General features: G+C 57.6%; 27 protein-coding genes. 12 read left to right on the top strand and 15 right to left on the bottom strand.

The window, feature by feature from the left end; genetic code table 11:
• Window positions 1-44: 44 nt before the first annotated feature.
• From GN112_RS17090 to GN112_RS17080, 3 genes are read right to left on the bottom strand one after another with little or no spacing between them, the layout of a single operon-like run.
• The gene (locus GN112_RS17090) at window positions 45-539 is read right to left on the bottom strand and encodes a universal stress protein (RefSeq protein WP_162458977.1); all 495 of its coding nucleotides are present in this window, start codon (window positions 537-539) and stop codon (window positions 45-47) included.
• A gap of 25 nt (window positions 540-564) precedes the next feature.
• Window positions 565-1377: a ZIP family metal transporter gene (locus GN112_RS17085; RefSeq protein WP_155311324.1), complete on the bottom strand. Its 813-nt coding sequence runs from the start codon at window positions 1375-1377 to the stop codon at window positions 565-567.
• 34 nt (window positions 1378-1411) lie between these two features.
• Window positions 1412-1873 carry a ferritin-like domain-containing protein gene (locus GN112_RS17080; protein WP_155311323.1) on the bottom strand — a complete coding sequence of 154 codons (462 nt, stop codon included), beginning with the start codon at window positions 1871-1873 and terminating at the stop codon, window positions 1412-1414.
• A gap of 287 nt (window positions 1874-2160) precedes the next feature.
• Here GN112_RS17080 and GN112_RS17075 point away from each other — a divergent pair, with 287 nt between their 5' ends.
• The gene (locus GN112_RS17075; protein ID WP_155311322.1) at window positions 2161-2364 is read left to right on the top strand and encodes a YgaP family membrane protein; all 204 of its coding nucleotides are present in this window, start codon (window positions 2161-2163) and stop codon (window positions 2362-2364) included.
• A gap of 149 nt (window positions 2365-2513) precedes the next feature.
• Here the strand turns inward: GN112_RS17075 and GN112_RS17070 are convergent, their stop codons facing one another.
• The gene (locus GN112_RS17070; protein WP_155311321.1) at window positions 2514-2873 is read right to left on the bottom strand and encodes a DVU0772 family protein; all 360 of its coding nucleotides are present in this window, start codon (window positions 2871-2873) and stop codon (window positions 2514-2516) included.
• A gap of 272 nt (window positions 2874-3145) precedes the next feature.
• Window positions 3146-3346: a hypothetical protein gene (locus tag GN112_RS17065; RefSeq protein WP_155311320.1), complete on the bottom strand. Its 201-nt coding sequence runs from the start codon at window positions 3344-3346 to the stop codon at window positions 3146-3148.
• Here GN112_RS17065 and GN112_RS17060 point away from each other — a divergent pair.
• The 3 genes from GN112_RS17060 to GN112_RS17050 all read left to right on the top strand — a co-directional run bounded on the left by GN112_RS17060 (window position 3345) and on the right by GN112_RS17050 (window position 5953).
• Window positions 3345-4166: an amino acid ABC transporter permease gene (locus GN112_RS17060; protein ID WP_155311319.1), complete on the top strand. Its 822-nt coding sequence runs from the start codon at window positions 3345-3347 to the stop codon at window positions 4164-4166. The two genes, GN112_RS17065 and GN112_RS17060, sit on opposite strands and share 2 nt — an antisense overlap.
• A gap of 72 nt (window positions 4167-4238) precedes the next feature.
• Window positions 4239-5063, top strand: a complete 825-nt coding sequence (locus GN112_RS17055; RefSeq protein WP_155311318.1) for a transporter substrate-binding domain-containing protein — start codon at window positions 4239-4241, stop codon at window positions 5061-5063.
• Window positions 5060-5953 (top strand): amino acid ABC transporter permease, encoded by an 894-nt coding sequence (locus GN112_RS17050; protein ID WP_155311317.1) that lies wholly within the window; start codon window positions 5060-5062, stop codon window positions 5951-5953. The genes GN112_RS17055 and GN112_RS17050 overlap by 4 nt, the downstream gene beginning before the upstream one ends.
• 76 nt (window positions 5954-6029) lie before the next feature.
• Here the strand turns inward: GN112_RS17050 and GN112_RS17045 are convergent, their stop codons facing one another.
• The 6 genes from GN112_RS17045 to GN112_RS17020 all read right to left on the bottom strand — a co-directional run bounded on the left by GN112_RS17045 (window position 6030) and on the right by GN112_RS17020 (window position 12366).
• Complete coding sequence (locus tag GN112_RS17045; protein ID WP_155311316.1) at window positions 6030-6236, bottom strand: hypothetical protein; 207 nt, start codon at window positions 6234-6236, stop codon at window positions 6030-6032.
• A 191-nt stretch (window positions 6237-6427) separates the two neighbouring features.
• On the bottom strand, window positions 6428-7600 hold the full coding sequence (locus tag GN112_RS17040; RefSeq protein WP_155311315.1) for an ABC transporter substrate-binding protein: 1173 nt from the start codon (window positions 7598-7600) through the stop codon (window positions 6428-6430).
• Window positions 7601-7646: 46 nt separating this feature from the next.
• Window positions 7647-9752, bottom strand: a complete 2106-nt coding sequence (locus tag GN112_RS35310) for an ATP-binding cassette domain-containing protein (protein WP_155311314.1) — start codon at window positions 9750-9752, stop codon at window positions 7647-7649.
• A gap of 1 nt (window position 9753) precedes the next feature.
• Window positions 9754-10518: an ABC transporter ATP-binding protein gene (locus tag GN112_RS17030; RefSeq protein WP_155311313.1), complete on the bottom strand. Its 765-nt coding sequence runs from the start codon at window positions 10516-10518 to the stop codon at window positions 9754-9756.
• Window positions 10511-11503 carry a branched-chain amino acid ABC transporter permease gene (locus GN112_RS17025; protein WP_197743341.1) on the bottom strand — a complete coding sequence of 331 codons (993 nt, stop codon included), beginning with the start codon at window positions 11501-11503 and terminating at the stop codon, window positions 10511-10513. The genes GN112_RS17030 and GN112_RS17025 overlap by 8 nt, the downstream gene beginning before the upstream one ends.
• The gene (locus GN112_RS17020; RefSeq protein ID WP_197743340.1) at window positions 11500-12366 is read right to left on the bottom strand and encodes a branched-chain amino acid ABC transporter permease; all 867 of its coding nucleotides are present in this window, start codon (window positions 12364-12366) and stop codon (window positions 11500-11502) included. The genes GN112_RS17025 and GN112_RS17020 overlap by 4 nt, the downstream gene beginning before the upstream one ends.
• Before the next feature lie 286 nt (window positions 12367-12652).
• Here GN112_RS17020 and GN112_RS17015 point away from each other — a divergent pair, with 286 nt between their 5' ends.
• A complete protein-coding gene (locus tag GN112_RS17015; protein WP_155311311.1) occupies window positions 12653-14884 on the top strand; it encodes a cache domain-containing protein in 2232 nt (743 codons plus the stop codon).
• Between the two features lie 3 nt (window positions 14885-14887).
• On the opposite strand, the gene GN112_RS17010 is transcribed toward GN112_RS17015, so the two are convergent.
• Together GN112_RS17010 and GN112_RS17005 are read right to left on the bottom strand one after the other, a co-directional pair.
• Window positions 14888-16891 (bottom strand): methyl-accepting chemotaxis protein, encoded by a 2004-nt coding sequence (locus tag GN112_RS17010; RefSeq protein ID WP_155311310.1) that lies wholly within the window; start codon window positions 16889-16891, stop codon window positions 14888-14890.
• 197 nt (window positions 16892-17088) lie between these two features.
• Entirely contained in the window at window positions 17089-18024 is a 936-nt protein-coding gene (locus GN112_RS17005; RefSeq protein ID WP_155311309.1) for a LuxR C-terminal-related transcriptional regulator, read from the bottom strand.
• A gap of 364 nt (window positions 18025-18388) precedes the next feature.
• Here GN112_RS17005 and GN112_RS17000 point away from each other — a divergent pair, with 364 nt between their 5' ends.
• Genes GN112_RS17000 through GN112_RS16980 form a run of 5 tightly spaced genes read left to right on the top strand, consistent with a single transcriptional unit; the run spans window position 18389 to window position 23712 of the window.
• Window positions 18389-19507 (top strand): glycoside hydrolase family 5 protein, encoded by a 1119-nt coding sequence (locus GN112_RS17000; protein WP_155311308.1) that lies wholly within the window; start codon window positions 18389-18391, stop codon window positions 19505-19507.
• Between the two features lie 11 nt (window positions 19508-19518).
• Window positions 19519-20898 carry an ABC transporter substrate-binding protein gene (locus tag GN112_RS16995; RefSeq protein ID WP_162458976.1) on the top strand — a complete coding sequence of 460 codons (1380 nt, stop codon included), beginning with the start codon at window positions 19519-19521 and terminating at the stop codon, window positions 20896-20898.
• Between the two features lie 2 nt (window positions 20899-20900).
• The gene (locus GN112_RS16990) at window positions 20901-21788 is read left to right on the top strand and encodes a carbohydrate ABC transporter permease (protein WP_155311306.1); all 888 of its coding nucleotides are present in this window, start codon (window positions 20901-20903) and stop codon (window positions 21786-21788) included.
• A gap of 1 nt (window position 21789) precedes the next feature.
• Window positions 21790-22599, top strand: a complete 810-nt coding sequence (locus tag GN112_RS16985) for a carbohydrate ABC transporter permease (RefSeq protein WP_155311305.1) — start codon at window positions 21790-21792, stop codon at window positions 22597-22599.
• A gap of 3 nt (window positions 22600-22602) precedes the next feature.
• Window positions 22603-23712, top strand: a complete 1110-nt coding sequence (locus GN112_RS16980; protein WP_155311304.1) for an ABC transporter ATP-binding protein — start codon at window positions 22603-22605, stop codon at window positions 23710-23712.
• A 22-nt stretch (window positions 23713-23734) separates the two neighbouring features.
• Here the strand turns inward: GN112_RS16980 and GN112_RS16975 are convergent, their stop codons facing one another.
• The gene (locus GN112_RS16975) at window positions 23735-24451 is read right to left on the bottom strand and encodes a toxin-antitoxin system YwqK family antitoxin (RefSeq protein WP_162458975.1); all 717 of its coding nucleotides are present in this window, start codon (window positions 24449-24451) and stop codon (window positions 23735-23737) included.
• A 204-nt stretch (window positions 24452-24655) separates the two neighbouring features.
• On the opposite strand from GN112_RS16975, the gene GN112_RS16970 reads away from it, so the two are divergent.
• A complete protein-coding gene (locus GN112_RS16970) occupies window positions 24656-24865 on the top strand; it encodes an EamA family transporter (protein ID WP_197743339.1) in 210 nt (69 codons plus the stop codon).
• On the opposite strand, the gene GN112_RS16965 is transcribed toward GN112_RS16970, so the two are convergent.
• The gene (locus tag GN112_RS16965) at window positions 24855-25526 is read right to left on the bottom strand and encodes a methyltransferase (protein ID WP_155311301.1); all 672 of its coding nucleotides are present in this window, start codon (window positions 25524-25526) and stop codon (window positions 24855-24857) included. The two genes, GN112_RS16970 and GN112_RS16965, sit on opposite strands and share 11 nt — an antisense overlap.
• 387 nt (window positions 25527-25913) lie before the next feature.
• On the opposite strand from GN112_RS16965, the gene GN112_RS16960 reads away from it, so the two are divergent.
• Window positions 25914-26798, top strand: a complete 885-nt coding sequence (locus GN112_RS16960; RefSeq protein ID WP_155311300.1) for a hypothetical protein — start codon at window positions 25914-25916, stop codon at window positions 26796-26798.
• Window positions 26799-26805: the final 7 nt, after the last annotated feature.

The raw sequence follows: 26805 nt of genomic DNA, 5'->3' as shown, positions 1-26805 counted from the left end.
GCCAACCCCTTTGCGAAAACAAGCAAGTGGCCGGTATAACGCGTCTACTCTCCTTCTGGGAGCCGGATGACCATTACCGGGGTGGTGCTTCGGCGAACCACCCGCCGGGCCGTCCCGCCCATGAGCGCGTCCTTGAACATGCCGTATCCGCGAGTTCCCATGACGATTACGTCGGCATCGTTGAGTTCGGCCTGCTGAAGGATTTCGTCTGCGGCAATGCCCTCTTTGACGAGAATTTTTTCCACCTGAAAGGTGCAGGCATCCATCTCGCTGCTGATCTCGTCACAGAAATTGCTCAACCGCCCCCTGATTTTCTTCACGAAGTCGGCCTGTTTCTCCTCCTCTAGCTCTTTCCAGCGGTCCTCTCCCAGATAACCTTGAATCTGCAGGAAGGTTTCGGTGGAGATTTTTTCGATCACATGCAAAATGGTGATCTGCGCACCGTACTGCTGGGCCAGGCTGGCAGCGTACTTGTATGCATAGCGCGCATTTTCCGACAGATCGGTGGCGTAAAGGATATTTTTGATTTGAGGCAGCATGGTATTTCTCCTGATTGATGTAAGATCACCCCAGGGCCACATCCAGAATCATCATCGCGGTGAACCCCAGGACCGTGCCGATACTGGAGATATCACCATTGTTGCCCCGCTGGGATTCGGGGATCACCTCCTCGATGACCACGAAAATCATGGCGCCGGCGGCAAACGCCAGGGCAAAAGGAAGGATGGGGTAAAAATAAATGACGGCAGCCGCCCCCACCACACCGGCCACCGGTTCCACCATCCCCGACAACTGGCCATACCACAGGGCTTTGCTGCGGGAAATCCCTTCCCGCCGCAACGGCAATGATACCGCCATGCCCTCGGGAAAATTCTGCAGGCCGATACCGATGCCAAGGGCGATCGCCGCACCGATGGTCGCCGTGCCGATACCCGAGGCAACGGCACCGAAAGCCACTCCCACGGCCAGCCCTTCGGGGATATTGTGCAGAGTAATCGCCAAGACCAATAGGGTTGAACGCCGCCAGGATGTTTTCGGTCCCTCAGCCTCACTGGTCGGCAGGCGCAGGTGCAGATGGGGCAGCAGCGCATCGATCAGCCGCATGAATAGGGCCCCGCCCACGAATCCGATGGCGGCCGGCACCCAGGGGATCATGCCTGCCTCTTCGGCCATGGTGATGGCCGGTGCCAGCAGGGACCAGAAGCTGGCGGCAATCATGACCCCACCGGCAAATCCCAGCGAGACATCCATCAATCGGGGATCGACCTGTTTGGTAAAAATCACCACACCGGCACCCAGAGCGGTCAGTCCCCAGGTAAACAATGTCGCCAACAGCGCCTGAACCACGGGGTTGAACTGGCCAATGAAGTCAATCATGAGCATCCCTTCCGCTCAATGGGTCCAGAGAGGATCAGTCCCCCAGCTTGGCCATGTGATCATCATAAAGGGTTTCGAACGTCTGCTTATGTTTGGCCTCTTCCTGGGCCAGCAGCTTGAACAGCTTGATACAGTCGGCGTTGTCCGTCTTGGTGGCCAGGGCGTTGTATAGCCGTAGTGCCTTTTCCTCGCGTTTCATGGCCAGCCTGAGAATTTCGGCAAAGTCCATGCCCGATTCGTATTGCATATCGACGATGTAGTCGCTGCGCTTGATGTCCGGAATCCACTCATATTTATATTCCACCACGGTACGGTTGCCACTCTTGAACTCCTCAAGGAGGCGCTGATGTTTTTTCTCCTCTTCAACAAATTCGGAAAGCGTCTGTTTGGATGCAGGAAACGTTTCACCGTCCACCAGCTTCTGATAAAAGTTGGCCGCCTGTTTTTCCCTTTCGATGGCAAAATCAAGAATCTCCTCAAAAGAATTGAAATTCATTTTCCCCCCTTGATGTAAAAAATGGTAATCGATAAAATAAGAACAAATCAGCGGGCGGAGTACGGCGGACATAACGTTTCCGTACCCCTTGTTCCCTTCATGTGCGGAAAGCAAACCTCAGGCCATCGCCTGTGGGTATTAACATACTAAAAAAGAAACCCATATGCCATTGGTTTTTTCAGGCGTGGCTTTTCTTGAAATAGTGACCGGCGCCCCAAAAAGATGTAACACCTCGACGGCAATCATCTCTATAGAAAAAAGAAATAATCAACCAGAGGAGGTTTGCTATGAATATTGACCGCGTTGTTCTTGCTTTTGCAGGGTGCATGATTCTGATCTCCCTGCTGCTGTCTCAAATTCACAGTATCTATTGGTTATGGTTTACCGCCTTTGTGGGCGCCAACATTCTTCAGGCCAGCTTTACCGGATTCTGTCCGCTGGCAAAAATTCTGAAAAGCGTGGGCGTGAAACCGGGTAAGGCCTTTGACTAACCGCGGCTTCAGAAAAAAGACGTCTCAAATAAAAACCGGGCCATTCCGACAATTGGTCGAAATGGCCCGGCTGTATGGGAGGAGAGAAGCGTACTCCGCAGTGACGAAGGATACGCGCAGGCGCCGATATCGGGCTTTTTACGAATCCGTCAATTTGCATTAAGTTTCTTTTTCAGCCACTGCTTGACCTCACGATCAAGGGCCCACACCCCCTTATGCCGCCCCTGACGGTGAAGATATTGTTTTTTCAGATCGGACGGCAGATCGATTTTGGCGAGTTCCACGGCCTCGTCACTGTTGCGGCGGATAAAATAGATGACCGGTTCGTCTTTCCACGTATTGATCACGAAATAGTGAGACACATCATCCTTTGATCGGATCACGTAATTTCCCCGGGCCCAGTTGTTCCCCCACTCGAGATAGAGTCGAACCGCCTCTTCCGGGGTCATGTCCCAGTCAATGGAATTGACCAGGTCCCTGTTGCCTTTGATTTCATCGATATTCATCATTGTACGGCTCCAGATGGTTTTGGTTCTCCGGCATCGGGCCGGGTAAACGGATGGTTATCCGAAATGTCCGGCTGCCCTTACTCATAGCCAGATGCATGCCATTTTTCGGTCTGCCGGTCACCATCCGTTTGAACTGGAAAAAATCAACTATTTTTCAATTGGTTGCAATTAATCCAGCATGGCGTTCCCATTCCCCATCAACGTCTGCCGGTCAACGTGCGCAACCCACGCCGGGTGTCCGGATTCATTATTTCGATACGTTCATGTATCATTTACATAATAATACATGAAACACCATCATCAAGGCACCCTGTTCGGCCAGGGATAAGCGATGCCCTCCCCGGCAAAAACTTGCAATTTTTTAAAAATGGCCCATCTTTACTGGAAATCAGATCGGGGTTTTCATTTCCACCTTGCGGCAGCGCCAGGGCGGATTCGGCCGTTCCACAGCATTGAGGCGAACCTTTTTTCATGAACACGTGTGATCCCCTGATATCCGGCGGTAGTGCGCCTGCCGACACAAAAAGGCATATTATTGATTGGCTGAAGGTCGTGGTGACCGCCGGTCTGCTGGCCGGGCTGGTTTTTGCCGGGGGGGCGGAGTTGGGCTACAACTGGCAGTGGTACCGGGTGCCGCGGTATCTGTACAGCGTGTCGGAAGGCCATCTTGTGGCCGGCCCCCTGCTCCGGGGGCTGATGGTTACCCTTCAGGTGTCCGGTGTATCGCTGCTCCTCTCCAGCCTGATCGGTCTGGTGACGGCGATCTGCCGCCTCTCCGGATCGTTTACCGCCCGGGTCGTGGCAAGGGCCTACCTGGAACTGATCCGCAACACCCCGCTTCTGGTACAACTGTTCTTCATCTATTTTGTTTTTTCACCCCTGGTCGGGTTGAGCCGGTTTGCCTCGGCCGTATTGGCTCTGAGCCTCTTCGAGGGCGCCTATGCCTCGGAAATCATTCGCGCCGGCATTCTGGCCGTGCCCCGGGGGCAGTGGGAGGCTGCCGAAAGCATCGGACTCGGCCGGTACCGCATCTACCGCCATGTGGTCCTGCCCCAGGCCCTGCGTCACATGACGCCACCACTGGTCAGCCAGGCGGTCTCCCTGATCAAGGATTCGGCCCTGGTAAGTACCATCGCCATCTACGACCTGACCATGAAAGGGCAGGAAATTATCGCCGAAACCTATCTGGTGTTCGAGCTGTGGTTTACCATCGCCGCCATCTACCTGATGCTGACCCTATCCCTCTCCCTGATCACCCGGATGATGGAGAAGCGGCTGGCCATGGCCACCTGAGCCATGAAGAAAGATTGGGATGGCAGGCAATCGACTGTTTCAACCATTATATTTCAGGAAAGGAGCCTGTACATGAAAATCGCAACCCGTTTGTTCCGCATCATATTTTTATCGGCCCTGGTCTTCTCCATTGCCGGTGCGCCCGGGGCCCTGGCCGCCGACACCCAGGATAGCGTCGTCGAGCAGGTGATTCAAAGTGGGGTGCTGCGGGTGGGCATGTCCACCTTCGTCCCCTGGGCCATGAAGGACAAAACCGGCAAGCTGATCGGTTTCGAGATCGACGTGGCCACCCGGCTGGCCAAGGACATGGGCGTCAAGGTGGAGTTCGTCCCCACCAAGTGGTCGGGCATCATCCCGGCGCTGCTTACCGGCAAATTCGATGTGATTATCGGCGGCATGGGCATCCTGCCCAGCCGCAACCTCAAGGTCAATTTTACCGACCCGTACGACTTCACGGGCATGTCCATGGTGGCCAGCAAAAAAATGGCCGACGGCATGATGGGACTCGAGGCATTCAACCAACCCGGCATCATCATCGCCGCGAGGCTGGGCTCCACGGCGGTCACAGCCACCAAGAAGTACCTGCCCAAGGCGGAAATCCGCATGTTTGACGATGAAGCCCAGGCCTACCAGGAGGTGCTTAACGGCCGCGTCCATGCCGTGGTCGGTTCGGCCCCGACACCGGCCTTCCAGGCGATCAAGAACCCGGACAAACTGTTTCTGCCCCTCCAGGGGACTTTCACCCGGGAACCCATCGGTTTCGCCGTACGCAAGGGCGATGTGGACACGCTCAACTATTTCAACAACTGGATCGGCTACGTGACGGCCGAAGGCTGGTTGAAGGAACGCAAGGCCTACTGGTTTGAAACCAGGGATTGGGAATCCCAGCTCCAGTGATCGACAAGCCCATAAAGGCCACCCCCACGGACCTGATCCTGCTGTTGGGAATCGGAGCCGTGGGGGCCTGGCTGCTCTACCAGGCGCTGGTTACCGCCGACTACCACTGGAACTGGCAGGCCATTCCCCAATATCTGCTGCGATTCGATAAAACCAGCGACCAATGGGTGCCCGGGTTGATCTTCCAGGGGCTGCTGGTCACCCTGCGGCTGAGCTTTTGGGCGACCGCACTGGCCCTGATCATGGGGGTGGTCATGGGTCTTTTCCGCACCAGCTGCAGCCTCTACCGGCGCATGATCGGCAGCGGATACGTGGCCCTGATCCGCAACATTCCGGTGCTGGTGTGGATCTTCATCTTCTACTACTTTATCGGCGACCGAATCCTGCCGGCCGTGGGCATCGGTCCGGCGACCATGGGCGAAAACACCGCCGCAAGCGGCCTCCTGCGCTTTGTCGCCGGCGAGCCATCGCGGGCACCGGCCTTTGTTTCCGGGGTACTGGCCCTGGCCATCTACGAGGGCGCGTACATCACCGAAATCATCCGCGCCGGCATCCAGTCCATCGACAGGGGCCAGTGGGAGGCTTCCGCCGGCCTGGGATTCAGCCGCGGCCAGCAGCTCCGTTACATCATCCTTCCCCAGGCCTTTCGACGGATACTGCCTCCCCTGGCCGGGCAGTTCATCTCCACGATCAAGGATTCGGCCATCGTCTCGGTGATCTCCATCCAGGAACTCACCTTTCAGGGGACCGAGCTGATGGCGGCCACATTTCTCACATTCGAGGTCTGGCTTACCATCCTGGTCATCTACTTCATCGTCTGCCTGACCTGCGGGCTTCTCGTGGAGCGCTTCGAGAAGAGACTTCAGCAAAACCCCCAACGGGTGTCATAATCGGAAACAGGTGAATTGATGGGCGGTATTTCGTCAGCAAATATCTTGCAAAGATGTTGGTTGCGCAAGGAGCTATCTAGTAGACGATGGTCAACCCCGTGATCTCGCAGCACAGGGGATATTTGCGCCATGACGGGTTGGTTTCGGCAGCGTGGATCATATTCTGCCAGCCAAAGCAGCCGCGACACTGGGGGCCTTTCTTCAGGCAGGGCGGCGCATCCCCTTTCCTGATCAGGCGGGGGGTAAGTGTTTTGCTGGTTAGGGGCGAATTTCGTTTGTCCATGGCGTTGACCTGTAAATGGGTTGTCGGTTGTCTGTTATAGTGCCGTCTTCTTATTGAAAAGTCAAATGGAACCCAAGTTCGTCGGTGCCGGATGAAAACGACAACCGACGCCGGGTTTCCGTCCGGCGGATGGACAAGGTCCAGGCACTGGAACCGGCGTCGGATGTATTGCTCCGCCTTTGGAAAAGCGGCTATGGGGCCATGACAAACTTTCCGTCCTTGACCGCAACGATCACCATGGAATCCACATCCAGGCCGTTGTGATCTTCCGGCGTAAGGGTGTAGACGCCGGAGACGCCCACATAACCGTTTGTCTGCTCGATGGCACGGCGCAGGGCTTCGGCATCGCTGCCGGCCTTTTTCATGGCCTCGGCCACGATCATGATGGCATCCCAGGCATAGCCGGAATGGGTGTTGATGGGGAACTGTTTGTCGTAATGGTACTGCTCGGTGTAGAGTCGCACGAACTCCTGGATGACCGGTTTCTGCACATCGCTGTCAGGCAGTTCATCGGCCACCATCAGCTTGGTGGCCGGCATGCGGTCGCCTTCCGAGGCACTGCCGGCCAGTTTGATATAGGTCGGATCCGGCTGGCCGTGACACTGGAAGAGCGGGATGTCGATACCTAGCTGGGCGCGGTTTTTGGAAACGATGGCACCGGCCGGACCGATGGTCCAGACCACAATTGCCTGGGGGGCGGCGTTCTTGGCGTTGGTCAGTTGGGTGGTCATGTCGGTGTCCTTGGGATTGAAGCCTTCCTTGGCAGCAATCTCGATACCGAACTCGGGCGCCAGTTTGTCCAGCCACCGGGAACCGTCCTTGCCGAATCCGTCGGATGCGGTCAAAAGGGCGATTTTGGTCAGGCCCTTCTCCTTCAGGTACATAAACAGCCGCTTGGCTGCCACCGAGGACCGCTGGGGAGATTTGAAGACCCAGTCAAATGGGCCCAGTTTTTCGCCGCCCATGATCACCGGGTCGCCGCCCACGGTCATAAACGCCGGTACCTTGCCGGCATGAATGATCTTCTTGACGGCCATGCCGGTGCCGGTGCGGGTGGGTCCGATAATGGCGGCGACCTTGTCCTTGTAGATAAACTTCTTGGCGATGTTGACCGCCTTGGCCGGATCGCCCTCGGTGTCGCCGACGATCAGTTCGATGGGTTTGCCGTTTACCCCCCCGGCAGCGTTGATTTTATCGACCACCATGTCGGCCACCAGCTTGGTGGGCGTGCCGATCACCGCCGCCGGTCCGGACACGTCGAAAAACGCACCGATCTTGATCGTCTCTTTTGCATCAGCACTGCCCCCGGCCATCAGCATCAATGCGACGGCTACCGCCGCCGTCAGTTTCCCGATTCCTCTCATCGTTTCTCCTCCTTCTCCTGTTTCATGCCGTTGTTGACCAAAAAACCTATACGATTTCATCCGTAATCCGCGTATCGAATACCCGTTGGCTCTTGCGCTCGGTGCGTGGCAGCGTGCCGTAATCGGTTAGTTCCGCATCGACACTGACCAGCAGCTGTTTCTTGACCTGGTAGCCGATTTCATGGATCAGTTCGGCACTGCGGCCGGCATCCACCCCCTGCCCCCGCTCGATCACCAGACGCATGAAATCCTTTCCCGAATCACCGTCGCGGGTCAAATGCATCTGGTATTCCGAGCCCAGTCCCGGGATGGCCGAAAGAATCGTATCGATGGTCGAGGGGTAGATGTTCACCCCTCTGAATTTGATCGTATCGTCACTGCGGCCCTTAATGCGCGAGTGGCGGGGCAGGATCGAGCCGCAGGTGCACGGGCCGGGAATGATGCGGGTGATGTCCCGGGTGCGGTAGCGGATCAGCGGAGCCGCCTCCTTACTGAGGGTGGTCACCACCATCTCACCCCACTCGCCGTCGGGGACCGGCTGCATGGTCTCCGGATCGATGATCTCCAGAATATAGTAGTCGCCCCAGTAGTGGATGCAGTCGTGGTCCGGGCATTCGATGCCGGCACCGGGGCCGTAGAGTTCGGTCAGCCCGGTGATGTCGAAAAGTTCGGCCCCGCCGAAAAGTTCGGAAATTTTACGGCGCATGGAGCGGGAACTGCGCTCGGAGCCGTAAATGATCTTGCGGATATGGATCCGGTCGGCGATGCCGCGACGGTGGATCTCCTCGGCCATGAGCAGGGCCATGGAGGCGGTGCAGCAGAAAACCGTCGAGCGCACGTCCTCCATGAACTGCAGGTGCATGTCCACATTACCAGGCCCCACCGGTACGGCCATAGCGCCCAATTTCTCGCAGCCCAGCTGGAAGCCCATGCCGGCCGTCCAGATACCGTAGCCCACGGCGACCTGCACCCGGTCCAGGGGCGTGACGCCGGCCATTTCGTAACAGCGGGCAAAAAAATGAATCCAGTCGTCCAAATCCTTTTGCGTGTAGCCAAGGATCTTGCGTTTGCCGGTGGTGCCGGAACTGGCGTGAATGCGCACGATCTGCTCAAAGGGAACGGCCCGCAAGGGGAACGGATACCCGTCGCGCAGGTCCTGGGCCGTGGTAAAGGGTAGCCGCCGCAGGTCGTCCAGCGAGCGGATGGCATCCGGCGTGACGCCGGCCGCGTCCATGCGCTGACGGTAAAAACTCGAACCTTCATAGGCGTGGCGCACGGTCCACTGCAATCCTTTGAGCTGGTGAGCCGCCAAGGCGGCTTGATCGGCGAAATCGGGCATGAATGTCTGGTTGTGCATATCGGGTTTCTCCAAGCGGATGTTGGTCAGGCCGGCGGCGCCCAGCCGGCTGGCCGCGGGGTTCTCTTCGCTGGCGGCGCCCAGGAAGGCGGCGCGCAGGGCAGGGTCGACCAGAAGCGACTTGCTGCGCCCCTTCTGGACAATCCGCCCGCCGGCCATCAAAAAGGCCCGGTGAGAGGCGGAAAGTGCCCTGGCGGCATTCTGCTCCACCAGCAAAATGGTCACGCCGGAGCGCGACAGGTGATGGATAATGTCAAAAATTTCGTCGGTGATCAGCGGGGCCAGCCCGAGGCTGGGTTCATCGAGCAGCAGAAGCCTGGGTTTGGCCATCAGGGCACGGCCCATGGCCAGCATCTGCTGTTCGCCTCCGGAAAGCGTGCCGGCGACCTGGTCCCTGCGCTCGGCCAGACGGACGAACCGGTCATAGATCGACTGCATGCGCCGGGTTGTTTCGCGGCGGCCGATTCTCAGTGCCGCCGTGCCCAGTTCCAGGTTTTCGGCCACGGAGAGGTGAGGAAAGACCTCCCGGCCCTCGGGGGTCAAGGCCAGCCCCTGGCGTACCATGCGTGCCGGCGACGCCTTGGGGATAACCTGGCCGTCAAGCCGCATCTGGCCCCCGGAGGCGGGCATGAGCCCCATGATGCACTTCAACAGGGTGGTCTTGCCCGCCCCGTTGGCCCCCACCAGGGCGACGGTCTCCCCGGCGACGACATTCAGATCAACACCAAAAAGCGCCTGGGCTGCGCCGTAATGGGCAGTCAACTGTTCGATGGCGAGAAGGGGGGAGGGCGTCATTTCAGGCCGTCGCCTCCATGCGGCCCAGATAGGCCTCCAGAACCAGGGGGTTGCTGCGGATGGCGGCCGGCGGGCCACTGGCGATGCAACGCCCGCTGTCCAGCACGACCACATGGTCGGCCACATCCATGACCAGTTCCATATCGTGTTCCACCAGCAGCATGGTGTGCCCGGCACTGCGCTGCCGCCGGATGTGGCGGGCAATGCGGGCGGTCTCGATGGTGTTCAGCCCGGCCACCGGTTCATCCAGCAGCACCAGCCGGGGATCACTCACAAAGGCCCGTGCCATCTCCACGCGTTTTTTCTCCCCGTAAGCAAGGGCCCCTGCCGGCCAGGCGGATTTTTCGGTCAGACCGAAATCGTCCAGGGCCTGCAGCCCGCGCAGGCGTAACCGGCGCTCTTGGTGGCGCAGGGTCGGCAGGCGCAGCATGGAGCGGATAAAGGAGCGTTCGGCGGTCACAGTCAAGCCGGCCAGCACGTTGTCCAGCACGCTCAGCCGGTCGAACAGCTTCAGGTTCTGGAAGGTGCGGGCAATGCCCAGGGCGGCAATCTGATGGGCCGGCAGGGTCGCGATGGATCGCCCGTCCAGCCGGATGGCGCCCTCCCCGGCCCGGTCCACCCCACTGACGCAGTTGATCAAAGTGGACTTGCCGGCACCGTTGGGACCGATCAGGGCGGTCACGCGGCCCGGGTCGAGGCGGAAAGAAACCGCCTGCAGGGCCGGCAGTCCTCCGAACCATTTGCTCACGCGGGTCAGCTCAAGCATGGTGGCGCCCCACCGCGATGCGCGTGCGTATCGCGTCCACAATTCCCGTTACCAGCCCCTGGGGCAAAAACAGCAGGATCAGCACCAGAATCAGGCCGTGAAGGATATCCTTGAACGACTCCAGGCTCTCGATCCACTCGGGCAACAGGGTGATCAGGGCCGTGCCGAAAAGGGTTCCCCAGATGGATCCCATCCCCCCCACCACGACCATGATGACGAAATCTACGGAAACGAAAATACCGAAGGAATCCGGGCTGACGAAGGCATAGCAATGGGCGAAGAGGCTGCCGGCCAGGGCGGCCAGGACGGCCGAGAGCACAAACACCTTTATCTTGGCGCGCCGGATGTCCACCCCCAGGGCGGCTGCCGCGGTCTCGTCTTCGGCCAGGGCCGCCAGGCCACGGCCCACACCGCTGCGCACCAGGTTGAGGCAAAGCAGCAGGGCCAGCATGGCAAAGGTCCACACCAGGTAGTGAAAACGGACTTCATTGTCAAACACCAGCGGGCCGATGGCAAGATAGGGGATGCCGGCAAAACCGCTGGGGCCGCCGGTAACCACGTCCCACTGCACCAGGATGGTGTAGACGACGATGTTGAATCCCAGGGTGGCCATGGCCAGGTAGTGCCCGCTGAGTTTCAGGGCCGGGAGGCCCACCGCCAGGGCCACCAGGGCGGTCGCCAGGGCCACGGCGACCATCACCGGCCAGACCGGCAGCCCGAAGGTGGTCGTTCCAATGGCCGAGCCGTAGGCGCCGATGGCGAAAAAGGCGGCATGCCCCAGGCTGATCTGTCCGGTATAACCGATAAACAGGTTAAGCCCCAGCACCACCAGGGCATAGATGGCGATCAAGTTGGAAAGACCAAGGTTATAGGGGTTACGTTCCACCAGCGGCCAGACCAGAAGCAATAGGGAAATGCCGAACACGGTCAGCCCCGTCCGGTGCAGGTAAAGAAAATAAAACAGTTTGTCTCGGGTCGTCATCATTTTCCCATCAGCCCCTTTGGCCGGATGAACAGCACCAGGAGAAGAACCACAAACGCCGCCACGTCCTTATAATCGCTGCTCCAGTAGCCGGCCGACAGGGACTCGAGCAATCCCAGCCCCACCCCGCCAAGGATGGCGCCCGGAAAAGAACCGAACCCGCCCAAAATGGCAGCGGCAAACCCCTTCAGCCCAAGGAGTACGCCGACATCGTAACTCAATGTGGTAATGGGGGTGATCAGCACGCCGGCCAGTCCGCCCAAACCGCCGGCCAGGGCGAAACTGGCCGCCTTGACGCGACCCACGGGAATCCCCACGACCATGGCCGCCGTCTGGTTGGAGGCCACGGCGCGCATGGCCAGGCCCAGGCGTGTACGGTGGAAGAAAAAGACGAGAAGTACGATTACCAGGGCGGTAATCATCAGAATCGCAACGGCCTGGGGCAAAATGGCGGCACCGGCAATGCGAAAGGGAATGTCGTCGACCAGGGGCGGTACGGCCATGCGGTTCTTGCCCCACACCAGTTTCATGATCCCGCGCAGTACAATGGAGATGCCGATGGTCAGAAAAATCAGCACCAGATGGTTCTGGGAGCGTGAGGGCCGGATACCCAGCCGCTCCACGGCGATACCGACGGCGACCACGGCCCCCACGGCCAGGGGCAGGGCAACGACCATGGGCAGTCCGCTCCAGAAAAGCCCGCTGAACAGAAACATGCCGCCCAGGGAAACAAAGTCCACCTGGGCGAAATTGACAATCCCGATCGTATTGTGAACCACGCAGAACCCCAGGGCAATCAGGGCATAGATGGCACCGTTGGTGATTCCCGCAAAAATGAATTGTAACAAGTCCTGAAAGCCGCCCACCGTTCCTCCACACAGAAACATCCCAGATCAAACAGTTTAAATTAGGATAGTCGAAGGCGCAGGTCAAGTTGGGTTTTGACAATTTGCCTCAAAGATCTTTTATCACAGCGGCATTGGATATAAAAATTCTGTGGCATTTTACGATTGGCTTGAACTTAATTCAGGAAATCAGTATGAATATCACGGGCCATCGGAATGTTTTCCGTGATGTGCCATTCACCAGCCTGTCTGCGTTGCATCTGCCACTGATGTATTTTGCATAACACGACCGAATAGGGATAATACCTTGCGAAAATTCATAGAGTTCGCCTTTCCCGCCTTTCTCAGCGTCGCTTTGTTTGGCATTACCGTTTTTTTCTTCATTCTTCCGCGGATGGAATCCACCATCATGGTAAACAAACGCGAAACCGTGCGGGAATTGGTTCGCTCCATCGAATATCTTCTGGCAACCTATCAATCGGATGTGGACAGTGGCGTGATCGATTTGGCGGAAGCTCAAAGCAGGGCTTTACGAAGAATCCGGTCATTCCGTTACGGCGTCGAGATGAACAATTATTTTTGGGTCAACGATCTTTCGGGACGCGTGCACATGCATCCAACCCGTCCGGATCTGGTTGGCCGCGATTTCGACACGCTAACCGATCAGCAAGTCAAACGCCTGATTGCTGGAATTGTACGCCAGGTCAATCTCCAAAAAAACGGATTCATCGAATACCAGTGGAAAGAACGGCAGGACGCGGTAAAAAGCCGTCCAAAAATGGCCTATCTTTCCCTTTTCGAACCCTGGGGATGGGTCATCGGCTCCGGTCTTTACTACGATGATGCTAGACAGGATATCGATGCGCTGACCCGCGATCTTACCTTTGTCGGTCTGGGAGTTCTGGCGATCGTGGCACTTCTCAGCGGGTATCTTGCCTGGCGCGGTTTGCTGGTCATGAAAGGACGACAAGATGCCGAAACCGCCTTGCAGCAAAGTGAAATGCGATTCCGCAAACTGTTCATGATGGCGCCGATGCCGATGATGATTGTTAACCAATATGAGAGAATCGTGGAGATAAACGATCAGTTCAAGAATATTATCGGTTACACCCTCGAAGAGCTGTCAATGGAAGGAACATGGTGGGAACTGGCCTATCCGGATCCCGATTATCGGCAATCGGTAATGGCGGCTTGGCAAACAGCGGATGACAATGAACTGAAGAACAACACCCTCGTGGAACCCGTTGAATACAATTTGATGTGCAAAGATGGCAGGGAGCGAACCATGTTGGCCGGCGCCAGCGCCATTGAAAACAGCATCCTGGTCAGTTTCCTGGACATTACCGACCACAAACAGGCCGAGGTCGAGCACCAGAAAATTCAGGAGCAACTGCTCCAGTCCCAGAAACTGGAGGCCGTTGGGGTTCTCGCGGGAGGCGTGGCGCATGATTTCAACAATATGTTGGGCGCCATCATCGGATATGCCGAACTGGCCCTGAGCAAAATTGACGCTGACGATCCGATACGAAAAAATTTCTCCGGAATTCTCGATGCGGCCCAGCGCTCCGCCGTCCTTACCCGCCAGTTGCTGGCCTTTGCCCGCAAACAGGCGGTGGCACCGGTGTCATTCAATCTCAATGCCTCGGTCGACAGTTTGCTAAAAATGCTCCGCCGTCTGATCGGGGAAAACATCAAACTGGTCTGGCTGCCGGCAAACGCCCCCTGCCCGATAAAAATGGACCCTGGCCAGCTTGATCAAATTCTGGCCAACCTCTGTATCAACGCCAAAGATGCGATCGCCGATGTCGGCACGATTACCATCAAAACCGGTTCTGTCACTTTTGATGCAAAAACCAGCGCATCGTATATCGACTGCGCTCCCGGCAACTATGTCCAGCTGACGGTCAGCGACAACGGCTGCGGCATCGATCAGGAGGTAGCAGCGCATATTTTTGAACCGTTCTTTACCACCAAGGGGTTGGGCCGGGGGACCGGCCTGGGCCTTTCCACCATTTACGGCATCGTCAAACAAAACGATGGATTCATTAAACTGTACAGCGAGCCGGGTATCGGAACGACGTTCAATATCTATATCCCATATCATTCCTGCGGCACCATGAAAAAAATCACCCGGCCTGAGGGTGACGACCTTCCCCAAAGCCAAGGGGAAACCATCCTCATCGTGGAAGACGATCCAACGGTCCATGAAATGGTCGTGATGATTCTCCGGCAACTGGGTTACACCATTTTATCCGCAGCCACTCCCAGTGAAGCCATTAAACTGGCCGAGGAAAACTGCACGGCCATTCGCCTGATTATTACCGATGTCGTTATGCCGGAGATGAACGGCAAGGAATTGGCTGAACATCTTCAAAAAACCTGTCCACACGTGAAACATCTTTTCATGTCCGGGTACACGGCCAATATTATCGTCCACCGCGGCATTCTGGCCGAAGGGGTCAACTTTATCCAAAAACCGTTTTCCCTGAAAGACCTGGCCATCAAAATTCGGACCATTCTTGATCCGCCAATCGCCTAAACATCACACCTTGAACTGATCGACCATCCCCTTGAGGCTTTCGCTTAGCTTGGAAAGTTCCTGGGCGCTCAAATGAACCTGGCTGCTGCTGGTGGACATCTCGTTCATGGATACGCTGACCCCGGCAATGTCCTGGGAAATCTCGCCGGCTACGGAAGAACTTTGATTGACGTTTTCGTTAACCTCCTGGATGCCCTGGGATGCCTGGCCAACATTGGTGGCGATATCATTGGTCGCCGCCGATTGTTCCTCGACGGCCGTGGCGATGGTGGCCACGACATCGTTGACGTCCTGAATCACCTTGGTGATTGCGGAAATCTGGTCCACCGTGGTGGTGGTGGTGCCCTGGATGGCCTCGATCTTCTCCTTGATATCCTGGGTGGCGGCGGCGGTCTGCTTGGCCAGTTCCTTGATCTCGTTGGCCACCACGGCAAACCCCTTACCGGCTTCACCGGCCCGGGCCGCCTCGATGGTGGCATTCAGGGCCAGGAGGTTGACCTGCTCGGAAATGTCGGTGATGGTCTCGATCACCTTGCCGATGGAGTTGGCTGCCCCACCCAACTGATCCATGTTGGTGGACGCGCTGGTGGCCTTGTGGGCGGCATCGTCGGAGATGCTGCGGGCCTTTTCGGCGTTTTGGGCGATTTCGCCGATGGTGGCGGACATCTGCTCGGCGGCGGTGGCCACCATGTTGGTGTTGGTGGCCGACTGTTCCATGGCCGCGGCCACGTTGTTCATATTGGCGCTCATCTCTTCGGCGGCGGCGGAGACGGTGTTGGATTTGTCCGTCACGGTGTCGATGCCCTGGGTCATCTGCTCGGAGATGGCGGATAGTTCCGTGGAGGAGGAGGAGAGTGTCTCGACTCCACCGGCAATATCCTTGATGATGCCCTGCAGTTTTTCGATGAATACGTTGAACCATTTGGCCAGTTCGCCCACCTCGTCGCGGCTGCTCACCTGGAGGCGCATGGTCAGGTCGCCTTCGCCCTGGGCGATATCCTTGAGGCCGGCCACGGCGGCATTGATGGGCCTGACGATGGCCCGGGCGGAAAAAAAGACCACCACGGCGACGATGAGGCCAGCCACAAGCATGATGATGATATTGGTGTTGCGGATGCTATGGGCGGAAGCCAGAAACTCATCTTGGTCTTGGGTGGCGCTGATGGACCAGCCATTGATGCTCACGGGGGCAAACCCGGCAATCTTGTGAATCCCATTGAAAACGTATTCCTCCACGCCGGTTTCACCAGCAATCATTTTTTTATTGATAACATTCATTTCTTTAATTGTGGAAAAATCAGTTTTAAGAATGTTCTCGGCCTTGGGATGAGCGATACACAGGCTTTTTGAGTTACTCATAAAACCATAACCGGTTTCTCCGACCTTCCGGTTGGCGACCAGATCGGTGAAATATTCGGCCTTGATGACGGTTGCCAAAACACCCAAAAACGTTCCCTGTTCGGATTTGATGGCCGCACAAGCCGTGATGATCGGTTTGCCGGTGGCTTTGGAAATTGTCATTTCGCTGACAACCACATTGCCGTTTTGCTTCGCTCTCTGGAAATATTCGCTGTTGGAAATATCGATCCCTTTGTAGGTATTCCCATTATCCAGCACACCATCATAGATTTTGCCGTTGGCATCAGCGATAAAAACCCCCTGATAATGACTGCCCATCCTCGAGAACTGATTTTTGATGGCCTCGAACGTGTCTTTCACCTGGTCCGCGGAGGCATCAACTCCATACGCTTTTACCGAGGTGGCCAGATTGATCACCCGCCGCTGGGAAGCCATGGATGCCGCCTTGGTCATTTCCGTTTCAAGAATGTTGCGGGTCATGCGGGCCAGGTCCGATGCGATGCCTTCGGCTTGCACTTTTGATATATCCATCAACGCGGTCTGGGCTTTCGAATACGACAGATACCCCACGATAATCAGCGGAATCAGCACGGCAGCAAGGCCGCCGATAATTAGTTTGGAAGCGATTGAATGCAAGTTGAATTTCATTTTTACTCCTCGGTTAGTGGATGGATGGGGCTTAGAGCAATAACATGGCACCGCTGCCGAAAAGGCCTCGATGTCGCCATGGTTAAGCTATGTAACCTTGATTATCGACGGCGTGATCAAGATGCTTGATGATGAATTAGGGATTGGGAAGGGGGGGGGCGAAACACCCCCTTATTAAAACCACCCCATGGATGTGGTCACTCGCCCAAGGAGTTCAGGTAGGTGTAAAGATTCAACGCCTTGTTGGTCAGCTCCAGTTTTTTACGAATGTTTTTGCGATGCCATTTCACCGAGCTGGGAGAAACTCCGAGCAATTCGGCGATCTCTTTTGTGTTTTTCCCCTCGCGGATAAAATCGGCGACGCGAATTTCAGCAGGGGTGAAATTAATGTATTTGGAAATAACGGTTGTGGAAATCCGGGAAACGATATCGCTGAGATTGGTGTTGATGATATTCACGTAGGCGCGGGCATCCATACCGACTTTACATTTGCCCAACGCATCGAGATAAGGAAACACGAGCCGTTTCAAATTGGCCAATAGATGCACCTCCACCGCCCGTTTTTCAATTTCGCGATTATCGAGAGCCGCTTTCAGCGCCAGATTGACCTTTTCCAGGTAGTTGCTTTTTTCGTTCAGTTCATTCTTATGCTCTTCCAGCGCGCGGATCATCTCTTTTTGTCTGGTGGTGTCCTGAATGGTTTCGATGGCGCCCACAATCTTACCATACCGGTCCTTCACCGGCGCGGCCGTGTAAAAAAGCCATTTCCCGTTGTCCCCTATTTTTGGGAAAAAGGCTTCGCCCTCGTACCCACCCTGAATCAATGCAGACCGCCTGTATTTGCCATCATGGCGAATTGACAGCTCAGCCTCGCTGGCCCCCCTGGCAATGAAATCGGCCAGCACCTCGCGATATTCGTTATAAAAAAGGACCCGATGTTTATCCGTGCCGATAATCTCCGCCTGAAGAACATTGGTGAGCAGTTCACAGGCATGGTTCCAATGCGTGATGCGCCCGGCTGTGTTAACCACAAACGTCGGAATGGGGTTCCCTTCCAAGATAGCATTCAGCTGGGGTTCATTATTTTTCTGGTGAGCTTCTTTATCAAAAGGAATCAAGGTGTTCTCTTCCATCGCAGGTGTATTCTGAACGAATGAACGCGAAAAAAGATCCCAAACCCCGCCGGGCCATTCATATGTTATATTTGCGAGGCCCGGCTATGAACCATTGTATTCGACCACAAACAAAAATCAAGAGCCTCGCATTTTATTGATACGACCCGGCGACCTGTGTTATTCAAACAAAAAGTGACGGATTCGTAAAAAACCCGATATCGGCGTTACGCTTCATCCTTCGTCACTGCGGAGTACGCTCAGTACGCTGCCTACGGCACCCACGATAGCGGTATTCTCAGGATTCGCAAGCCTTGATCTCGGGCTTTTTACGAATCCGTCTGAACGGCGACTTTTTACGAGACCAAATTGTACGGAAGCGATTATGCCAAATCAGGGAACGGTACCCCCAAGGGCCTGCCTGCGCGGAGTCAACCTCGGCGGCTGGCTGCTTCTCGAAAAATGGATGACGCCGAGCTTGTTCCAGGGGCTGGCGGCAGCCGACGAGACCACATGGTGCGCGGAGTTGGGCGGCGATGCGCCAGCGCGGCTGCGTGCCCACTGGACCCATTTCATCACGCGCGAGGATTTTGCGTGGCTCAAAGAGGTCGGCATCAACGCGGTACGCATCCCGCTGGGGCATTGGATCTTCGGCCCGCCATATCCCTACCACGCAGCGTACGGCACCGCTCCCCATCCCTTTGTCGAAGGCGGCATCGACATCCTGGACCGTGCGTTGGACTGGGCTGAGGCCCACGGCCTGCGGGTTATCCTCGACCTTCACGCGGCACCCGGCTGCCAGAACGGCTTCGACAACGGCGGTATCAGGGATGTCTGCGAATGGCACACGCGCGAGGAATACCTAGACCATTCGGTGGCCGTGCTGGGGCGAATCGCCGAACGCTATCGCAGCGCATCCGCGCTTTACGGCATCGAGTTGCTCAATGAACCCCAAACGCTGATTCCCACGGACCTGCTCAAACGGTACTATCTGCGCGCCTACGACGCCATCAGGAAACATTGTCCGCCCCAAAAGGTGGCCATCGTCTTCCACGACGGTTTCCGCTCGCACCGCGAGTATTTGGGATTTATGCAGCCGCCGGATTACGAGAACGTCCTCTTCGACGTGCACCGCTACCAGTGCTTCGAAGAAAGCGAGATCGAGATGGACATCCATGGCCACCTGAACCTGGCCGGGAACCTGCGGCGCAAGGATGCCGGAACGATCCAGCAGGAGCTGGGGCTGCCCACGATCGTGGGGGAATGGAGCCTGGGATTCGACCCGGAGTTTGTCTCCCTCTGGCCCGGGCCGTTCGATCACGCGCTTCGGAACATGGATACCTTTCAGACGGAGATCGCTTATCGTGCCTACGCTTCCGCGCAGCTGCTCGCCTTTGAGCACTACCACGGCTGGTTCTTCTGGAGCTACCGCACCGAACGCACGCCGGAGTGGTGCTTCCGCGAATGCGTTGCCCGGGGGTGGCTGCCGTCACGGTTTCAATAAGGATGCCGGCATTGTTTCGTCGCTGGCTCGATGACCTGCCCCTGGGACTCGCGCCCCTGCTGATTGCGGCCATGGGGCTGGTGGCGGGTCTCTATCTGCTGCTCCACCCGGTACAACGCGGGGAGGCCGACCTGTCCATGTGGGTCTTCGGCCCCCTGCATGCCGACGCCTACAAGATGGCGGCCGAGGATTTCTCGGTCAGGACCGATCATACGATCGACGTGCAACTGATCAACTACAATGCGGTCAATCAGAAGCTGCGCTCGGCGCTCTGGGCGGCGGTGAACATCCCCGATCTGGTGGAGATCGAAAAGAGCGCGGCCGGGGGGTTTTTCCGCGGACCGCTCGCCAAGGTCGGTTTTCTCGACCTGAAACCCTACCTGGTGCGCGATCACATCCTCGACCGGGTTCCGGCCAATAGCCTGGCCACCTATACCGAGCGCGGGGCCATTTTCGGACTACCCCACGATATTCACCCGGTCATGCTGGCCTACCGTGCCGACATTGTCGACCCCTACCTGGCCCGGCGCGGATTGCGCATGGAAGATTTGGCCACCTGGGGCGATTACTTTCGCGAACTGCGCGGATTGTGCACTGCCGGCCAGCGTTACCTGCTGCAGATCGAGCATGGCGATGCCTGGGCGTTCCAGATTTTCCTGATGCAACGCGGCGGCGGGATTTTCGGCCCCGGTGGCCGGCTGCGCATGGATGACGACACCGCGGTGCAGACCATGACCTGGATGATTCCCCTGGTCGCCGAATCCGGTGACAACCAGGTGGCCGAATCCCTGGGCAACTGGGATCCGTCGTTTTATCGCGGCCTCATCGAAGGCTTTTACATTGCCGTGCTCTGCCCTGACTGGCGCACCTCGCAGCTGGAGGCCTTTGCCGGGGACCTGCATGGCAAAATGCGCCTGGTGCCCCTGCCGGCAGCAACGCCCGGCGGCCTGCGCACCAGCCAGATGGGCGGCACCATGCTGGGCATTGCCCGCTCGGCCAGAAATCCCGAACTGGCCTGGCAGTTTGCCCGGCAGATCTATTACGGCTCGCCGCAGCAGCATGGGCAGCTTTTCCGGACCACCAACATCATCACCCCGGACCGCCAGGCCTGGAATGATCCGGCCTATCACGAACCGCGGCCCTACTGGTGCAATCAGGTGCTGGGAGAACAGTTCATCGCCCTGGCCGACGCGGTGCCGCCGTTCTACTCCAGCGGGTTCCTGCCGACCGCCCAGGCAAAGCTCAACGAGGCGATCGTGGCCTGTTACGGTCGTTATCGCTCCCATGGGGTGGAAGGTTTCGAAGCTTACGTCCGCCAGCGGCTGACATCGGCCGCCGATTATGTGCGTCGCCAGATGGCCCGCGAACCCGACTGGGACGCCGAGGAGTAAAAATGCAGAGGAGCGCTTCCCGAACCGCCCCATACCTCTTTTTGTCGCCGTTCGTCCTGAGTTTCCTGATTTTCGGGGCCTATCCGATCATCCGCAGCATGATCCTGTCGCTCTACATCACCTCGGGACCGGAGGCCCAGCATTTCGTGGGCCTTGGCAACTACCGCTATCTTCTGCAGGACCCCGATTTCTGGACCGCCTTCCGCAACACGGCCACCTTCGCCGTCGGCAGTGTCGTGCTTCAGTTGCCGCTCAGCCTGGGTCTGGCGATTCTGCTCAACCGCCACGATATTCGCGGCCGAAATGTCTTCCGCTTTATCTTCTTCTCACCCAACCTGATGGGACTGGTCTTCTCGGCCCTGCTGTTCATGCTCATCCTGGCGCCCAAGTTCGGCCTGCTCAACGCTGGCCTGCACGCCCTGTTCGGCCTGCCGCTGACCACCCGCTGGTTGTCGACCCCCGCGCTGGTCATGCCGGCCCTCATCCTGGTGGCGCTGTGGCTCTACACCGGTTTCAACATGGTCTACTTCCTGGCGGCCCTGCAGGGGGTCGACACGGAGCTTTACGAAGCCGCCACCATCGACGGGGCCGGCCGCTGGGCGCAGTTCTGGCATGTCACCCTGCCCGGCATCAAACCGGTACTGATCTTTGTGGTGGTGCTCTCGACCATCGGTTCGTTTCAGCTCTTCGAACTCGCCTTTTTGCTGCTCGGCAACAGTTCCGGCCCGGACCAGGCGGGGTTGACCATTGTCATGTACCTGTATCAGAACGGCTTTCTGGGGGGCGACCTCGGCTACGCGGCGGCCATCGGCTGGACCCTGGCCGGCATGGTACTGATCCTGGCCATCGTCCAGTTGCGCCTCACCGGTGCAGGCAGGGAGGAACGCTGACATGCGCCGGACCATCGTTTACGGCGTTCTTGTGCTCTTCTCGATTCTCTGCCTGGTCCCCATGGTCTGGCTGGCGGTCTCGGCGTTCAAGGCCAATGCCGATTTCCATGCTTACGCCTTCATGCCACCGCCCGATCGTCTGACGGTGGCGAACTTCTCCAGCCTCTTCAAACAGATGCCGTTTTTGCGCTTTATGATGAACAGCTTCTTTGTTGCCGGGGTCACGGTGATGGTCCAGCTCTTCTTCTCTTCCCTGGGCGGCTTTGCCCTGGCCAAGTATGCGTTCGCCGGCAAAAAGGTGATCATGGGAGTCATGCTGGCCACGATGATGATTCCGGGCCCGGTGCTGCTGGCGCCGATGTACGAGCTGATCTACCACCTGCGCCTGATCGACAGTCATCTGGGCCTCATCGTTCCGGGGATGGTCAACGTGTTCGGTATGTTCCTGTTCCGCCAGTCCATGCAGTCGGTGCCCGACGAAATGCTGCAGGCCGCCCGCATCGACGGTTGCAACGAATTTCAGATTTTCTGGCATGTGGTGATTCCGGTCAGCCGCCCGATCATCGGCGCGTTCTGTCTGATCGCCTTCATGGGAACCTGGAACAGCTTCCTCTGGCCGCAGATCATCCTGCAGAGTAGTGACCGGTTCACCCTGCCCATCGGTCTGAACCAAATGGTCGGTGTGTATGAGGCCGATTATGGCGCAATGATGGCCGGCACCCTGCTGGCGGTACTGCCGGTCGTCGTGCTCTTCTTCCTCCTGCAGAAGGAATTCATCGCCGGGCTGACCAAGGGCGCGGTAAAGGGATAGACAATGGCAGACATCTCATTTCGTGGCGTGAACAAAATCTACCCCAACGGCTTCCAGGCCGTGCACGATCTCGATCTTGCCATCGACGACGGTGAATTTCTGGTCATGGTCGGCCCTTCCGGCTGCGGCAAGTCGACCACCCTGCGCATGCTTGCCGGACTGGAAGCCATCAGCCGCGGCGATCTTCTCATCGCCGGAGAAAGGGTCAACGACCTGCATCCGCGTACGCGCAACATCGCCATGGTCTTTCAGAGCTACGCCCTCTATCCGCACAAGACCGTGCAGGGCAATATCGAATTCCCCCTGCGCATGGCCAAAATCCCGACCGCCGAGGTCAAGCGGCGGGCGCTCAAGGTGGCCCGCATGCTCGAACTGGAACCGCTGCTGGAACGCAAACCGGCGCTTTTGTCCGGGGGACAGCGGCAACGGGTGGCCATGGCGCGGGCCCTGGTGCGTGACCCGGTCGCTTTTCTCATGGATGAACCGCTCTCCAACCTGGACGCCAAACTGCGGGTGCAGATGCGTGCTGAAATCGCCGCCCTGCAGCGGCGCACCGGCACCACCACGGTGTATGTCACCCACGACCAGGTCGAGGCCATGACCATGGGCGACCGCGTGGCGGTATTCAACAACGGCCGCCTGCAGCAGGTCGCCACCCCGCAGGAGCTGTTCGAACGGCCGCTCAACACCTTTGTGGCCGGGTTTATCGGCTCGCCGAGCATGAACCTGATCGATGCACACATCGATTCTTCGAGTGACGGTCTGGTCCTGACTCTGGCCGGCCAGCGCATCGAACTGGGCAGCGGTCTCGATTCACGCTTTGCCCCCTCCGGCCGGTTGGCCGGCGCCGTGGCGCAGGCAGGACTGCGCCCCGAGGACGTGGTCGACCCGCATCAGGCCGGAGAGGGGCAACGTATTGGCGGACGGGTCGCGATGACCGAACTGCTCGGCCGCGAACAAATGGTCTATCTTGATCTCGCCGATGGCACCCGGGTGGTCGCCCGCCTGCCCGCCGAGCAGCGCCTGCATCGTGGTGAAAAAATCGCCATCGGCATTGATCCGAGCCGCCTGTATCTGTTTGGAGAAGATGGGAGAGCGCTGGATGGTCGATGAGTCAGGTGGGTAAGGAGCAGACTCAATCCACGCGTTTGCCGTCTTTGTAATTCAAGGTCTGCCGCACGGACCCGTCTTTTTCCCAGTGGGTCCATTTTCCGTGACGGCCTTTTTTCCACTCGCCTTCGGATTTTTTCTCACCGTTGTCATACCACTCGATCGCTTGTCCCTCTTTTCTTCCCATGGAATAATGATTCAGGGATTTTTCCTTGCCGTTGGGATACCATTCCCTGCAGGTTCCGTTTTTCTGCCCGCCCCTGTATTCGACAACGCTTTGTTTCTGGCCGTTTTTGTGCCAGCGTTTCTCGACACCGGCCAGTTTGCCGTCGATGTATTCGGCCACGGACTGCTCCTGGCCGTTGTCATACCAGGTCGTTCGGATGGCATGCACATCGCCACCCTGGCGGGAGTAGACATTTTTGGCCATGGGTTTTCCGTCCATGAACCACTCCAGACGCTCGTTCACCGGGTTGCCATTTTCGTATTTGCCATCAAAGGCAATTTGGCCATTGGCATACCATTTTTTCAGCACGCCGTGACGTTTGCCGCTGAGGTACCCTTCTTCAAGTACTTTCCGGCCATTCTTGCTGTAAGCTGACCAGATGCCGGTTTTCTGTCCATCGGCGTATTCCCCCTCGGTCTTCCGCTCTCCGCCAGGATAGAACGCCTTGTAAATCCCATGCCGCACTTCTTTGCCATCTTTCATGATCAGGCAGTATTGCTCCGTCTGCGTTGACACTTCGCGGCCACCTGCGCATAACTCGCCGGACAAACATGGATCCGCCATTGCCAAAATGGCCAACACGCAATAAATCGTCACCATCCGGTTGATCATTTTTCGTTCCCCCTTTTTCTGTGTTAAAATGAATTCTATGCGATGAAACCCAATTGGCACAAGGCTTTTTATCCAGGCCGGAACCATCTGAAAAAACAGGAAGAACACATGTCCCCGACGGTTGACCGAAACAGCGGGCGCCTGCCACTGAGATCCGGGATCCACCGCTATACGGTGAGCCGGCTGGCCGCGTTCACTTTCATGGCTCCGCTGTTCGGCGTGATTCTGGGCGGCCTGGTGCTGAACGAACCATTGACCGTCTCGGTATGGACGGGCCTGGCATGCGTGGCCGGTGGACTGTATATGATCAACCGCTGATGGATCGGTCTGGATGCCCCATGAGCAGCCGATTTTTAGGGGTAATGGTATCGGGGATCACCCGGGTCAACACCTGGTATCCGCAGGCACGCAGCCGCGCCGCACGGGTGGCGTCAACGGCCAGGGGCCCGTCCAGCCACCCCTCCAGGCCACCGGTGTCACAACGCGCCAGGTCATGGCAGCAGGGCAGCACGGCCACCCGGGTACCGGCGGCGACGGCCCGGTCCAGCACGGTATCCGTCAGGCTGCCGCAGGCATGTACCGATACCACCAGATCGGAGGGGAACAGCGGGACGGACTGGATTTCTGACGCCTGGTAGCGGATCCGCCCGTTCAAACGGGGCCAGGCCTTGATCAGCTCCGCTGAAAGGCGCCGGGCATTTTTGGGCGGATGAACGTCTATGGCGATGGCCGCGGGAGACGTGTTGTCGAGCAGAAGCAGAATATGCGCCAGCAGGCCGTGGCCGCAGGCAAGATCCACCACTCGCCCGCCGCGGTATTTTCTTCTCACCCGCCGGGCCACCTCCCAGGCCTCGTACAACTCCTTGGCCGGAAGGGTGCCCGCGCGGCAGACCGCGCGGGCGATGCCGTCAAACAAACTGGTGCCGGTGAAGTGGGATAGTTGTTTTTCGGTAAGACGGCTTTTTGATGATGGATTCATGGCAGGGAGGGTCTCCACGGTGGAATTTGACTCGCTGTCGTTTTTAAGATTCGGACCGGACCTTGGTGAATGATTCTGGCAACCAACCGGTACGAATCCGTCATTTGCGGGTAAGTCAGGCGATATCCTGTTTTGTTTCAGGCTATCTGAGGTTGGGTGGAGATAATGAGTTCATGATCGTGGCATTGTTTATGGGTAATCGGGACAAAATTCTTTGGATCAAAGAATAAAAACCAGAAATCCAGGCAGTTGTCAATTACCAATTGATCAAACGGATGGGGCCGGGAATGGCAGGGGCGGCCGGCTTGGTTGAGTAGCCACCAAAATCGCCATATGGTAAAATAGTAACGATTTTTGCCTTCGGCCTTTTTATTGTTAGGACGGAATATGACCACCGACATCAGAAACCGACCAACACTGGACCATACCGACGTGACCGCGCTGAACTTCATCCGGCCCGATCCGCCCTATCTTTTCCGGCGGCACTACCGGCATGGGCTGCGTTCCCACATCATGGAGATTCTTGACCCCGCCGATGTTGCCGTGGAGCAGGCCGGCACGATCGTCGATGGCATCCGGCAGTTTCCCAGGGCCACGCCGTGCCGGATGTTCCGGATCTTCCGTACCCGTTTGAAAACCCTGGATGAGGCATTGAGCGAAACCGGCCGGGTAAAAACCGTTGAGCGCTTCCTGGCCCCGGACTTCATGGCCACCTCCACGGAAGTCATCGTGGATTACCGGGGACCGGATGGATATGAGTTACTGCTTTGCGGTTTCCAGACTTACGTTGACGGCGAAATTCTGGACCCGTGGACCTTGCTGGATACGGAAGAACTGCTATCCACCCTGTTTGACGCCATCGGCAAGGCAGGCGACACGCCGCCGCTCACCAAAGCCGCCTGGATGGCGGTGGTCCGGCAACAGGGGACGCGATTCGTGCGTCAGATCAAACGCATGGTCAATGAGACCCGGCACATCCCGGACCTGGCCGGGGCCGGCAACCTGATCATCAACGGGGAGGGAAACATCCAACTGGTGGATATCAACAACATCTCACCGGTCACATTCGATGCAACGATTCATCTGGATGAAAAGGGCTATCCGGTATGCGACAAATCGGTTGAAGCCCTGGCACTGATCGAAAAAAAAATCCTTGGCCGGTCCGTAGATAGGAATATCCCGATCTATCGGCACTTTTTCGATCCCCAACGGAAAACGGCGGTCAACGCCAAAGAAGCCTCGTTCTGGCAGGCCCACGCACGGAAATCATAATCCAACC

Source organism: Desulfosarcina ovata subsp. ovata (assembly GCF_009689005.1).
Taxonomy (GTDB): Bacteria; Desulfobacterota; Desulfobacteria; order Desulfobacterales; family Desulfosarcinaceae; genus Desulfosarcina; species Desulfosarcina ovata.
This window is presented reverse-complemented; position numbering and strand designations above follow the sequence as displayed.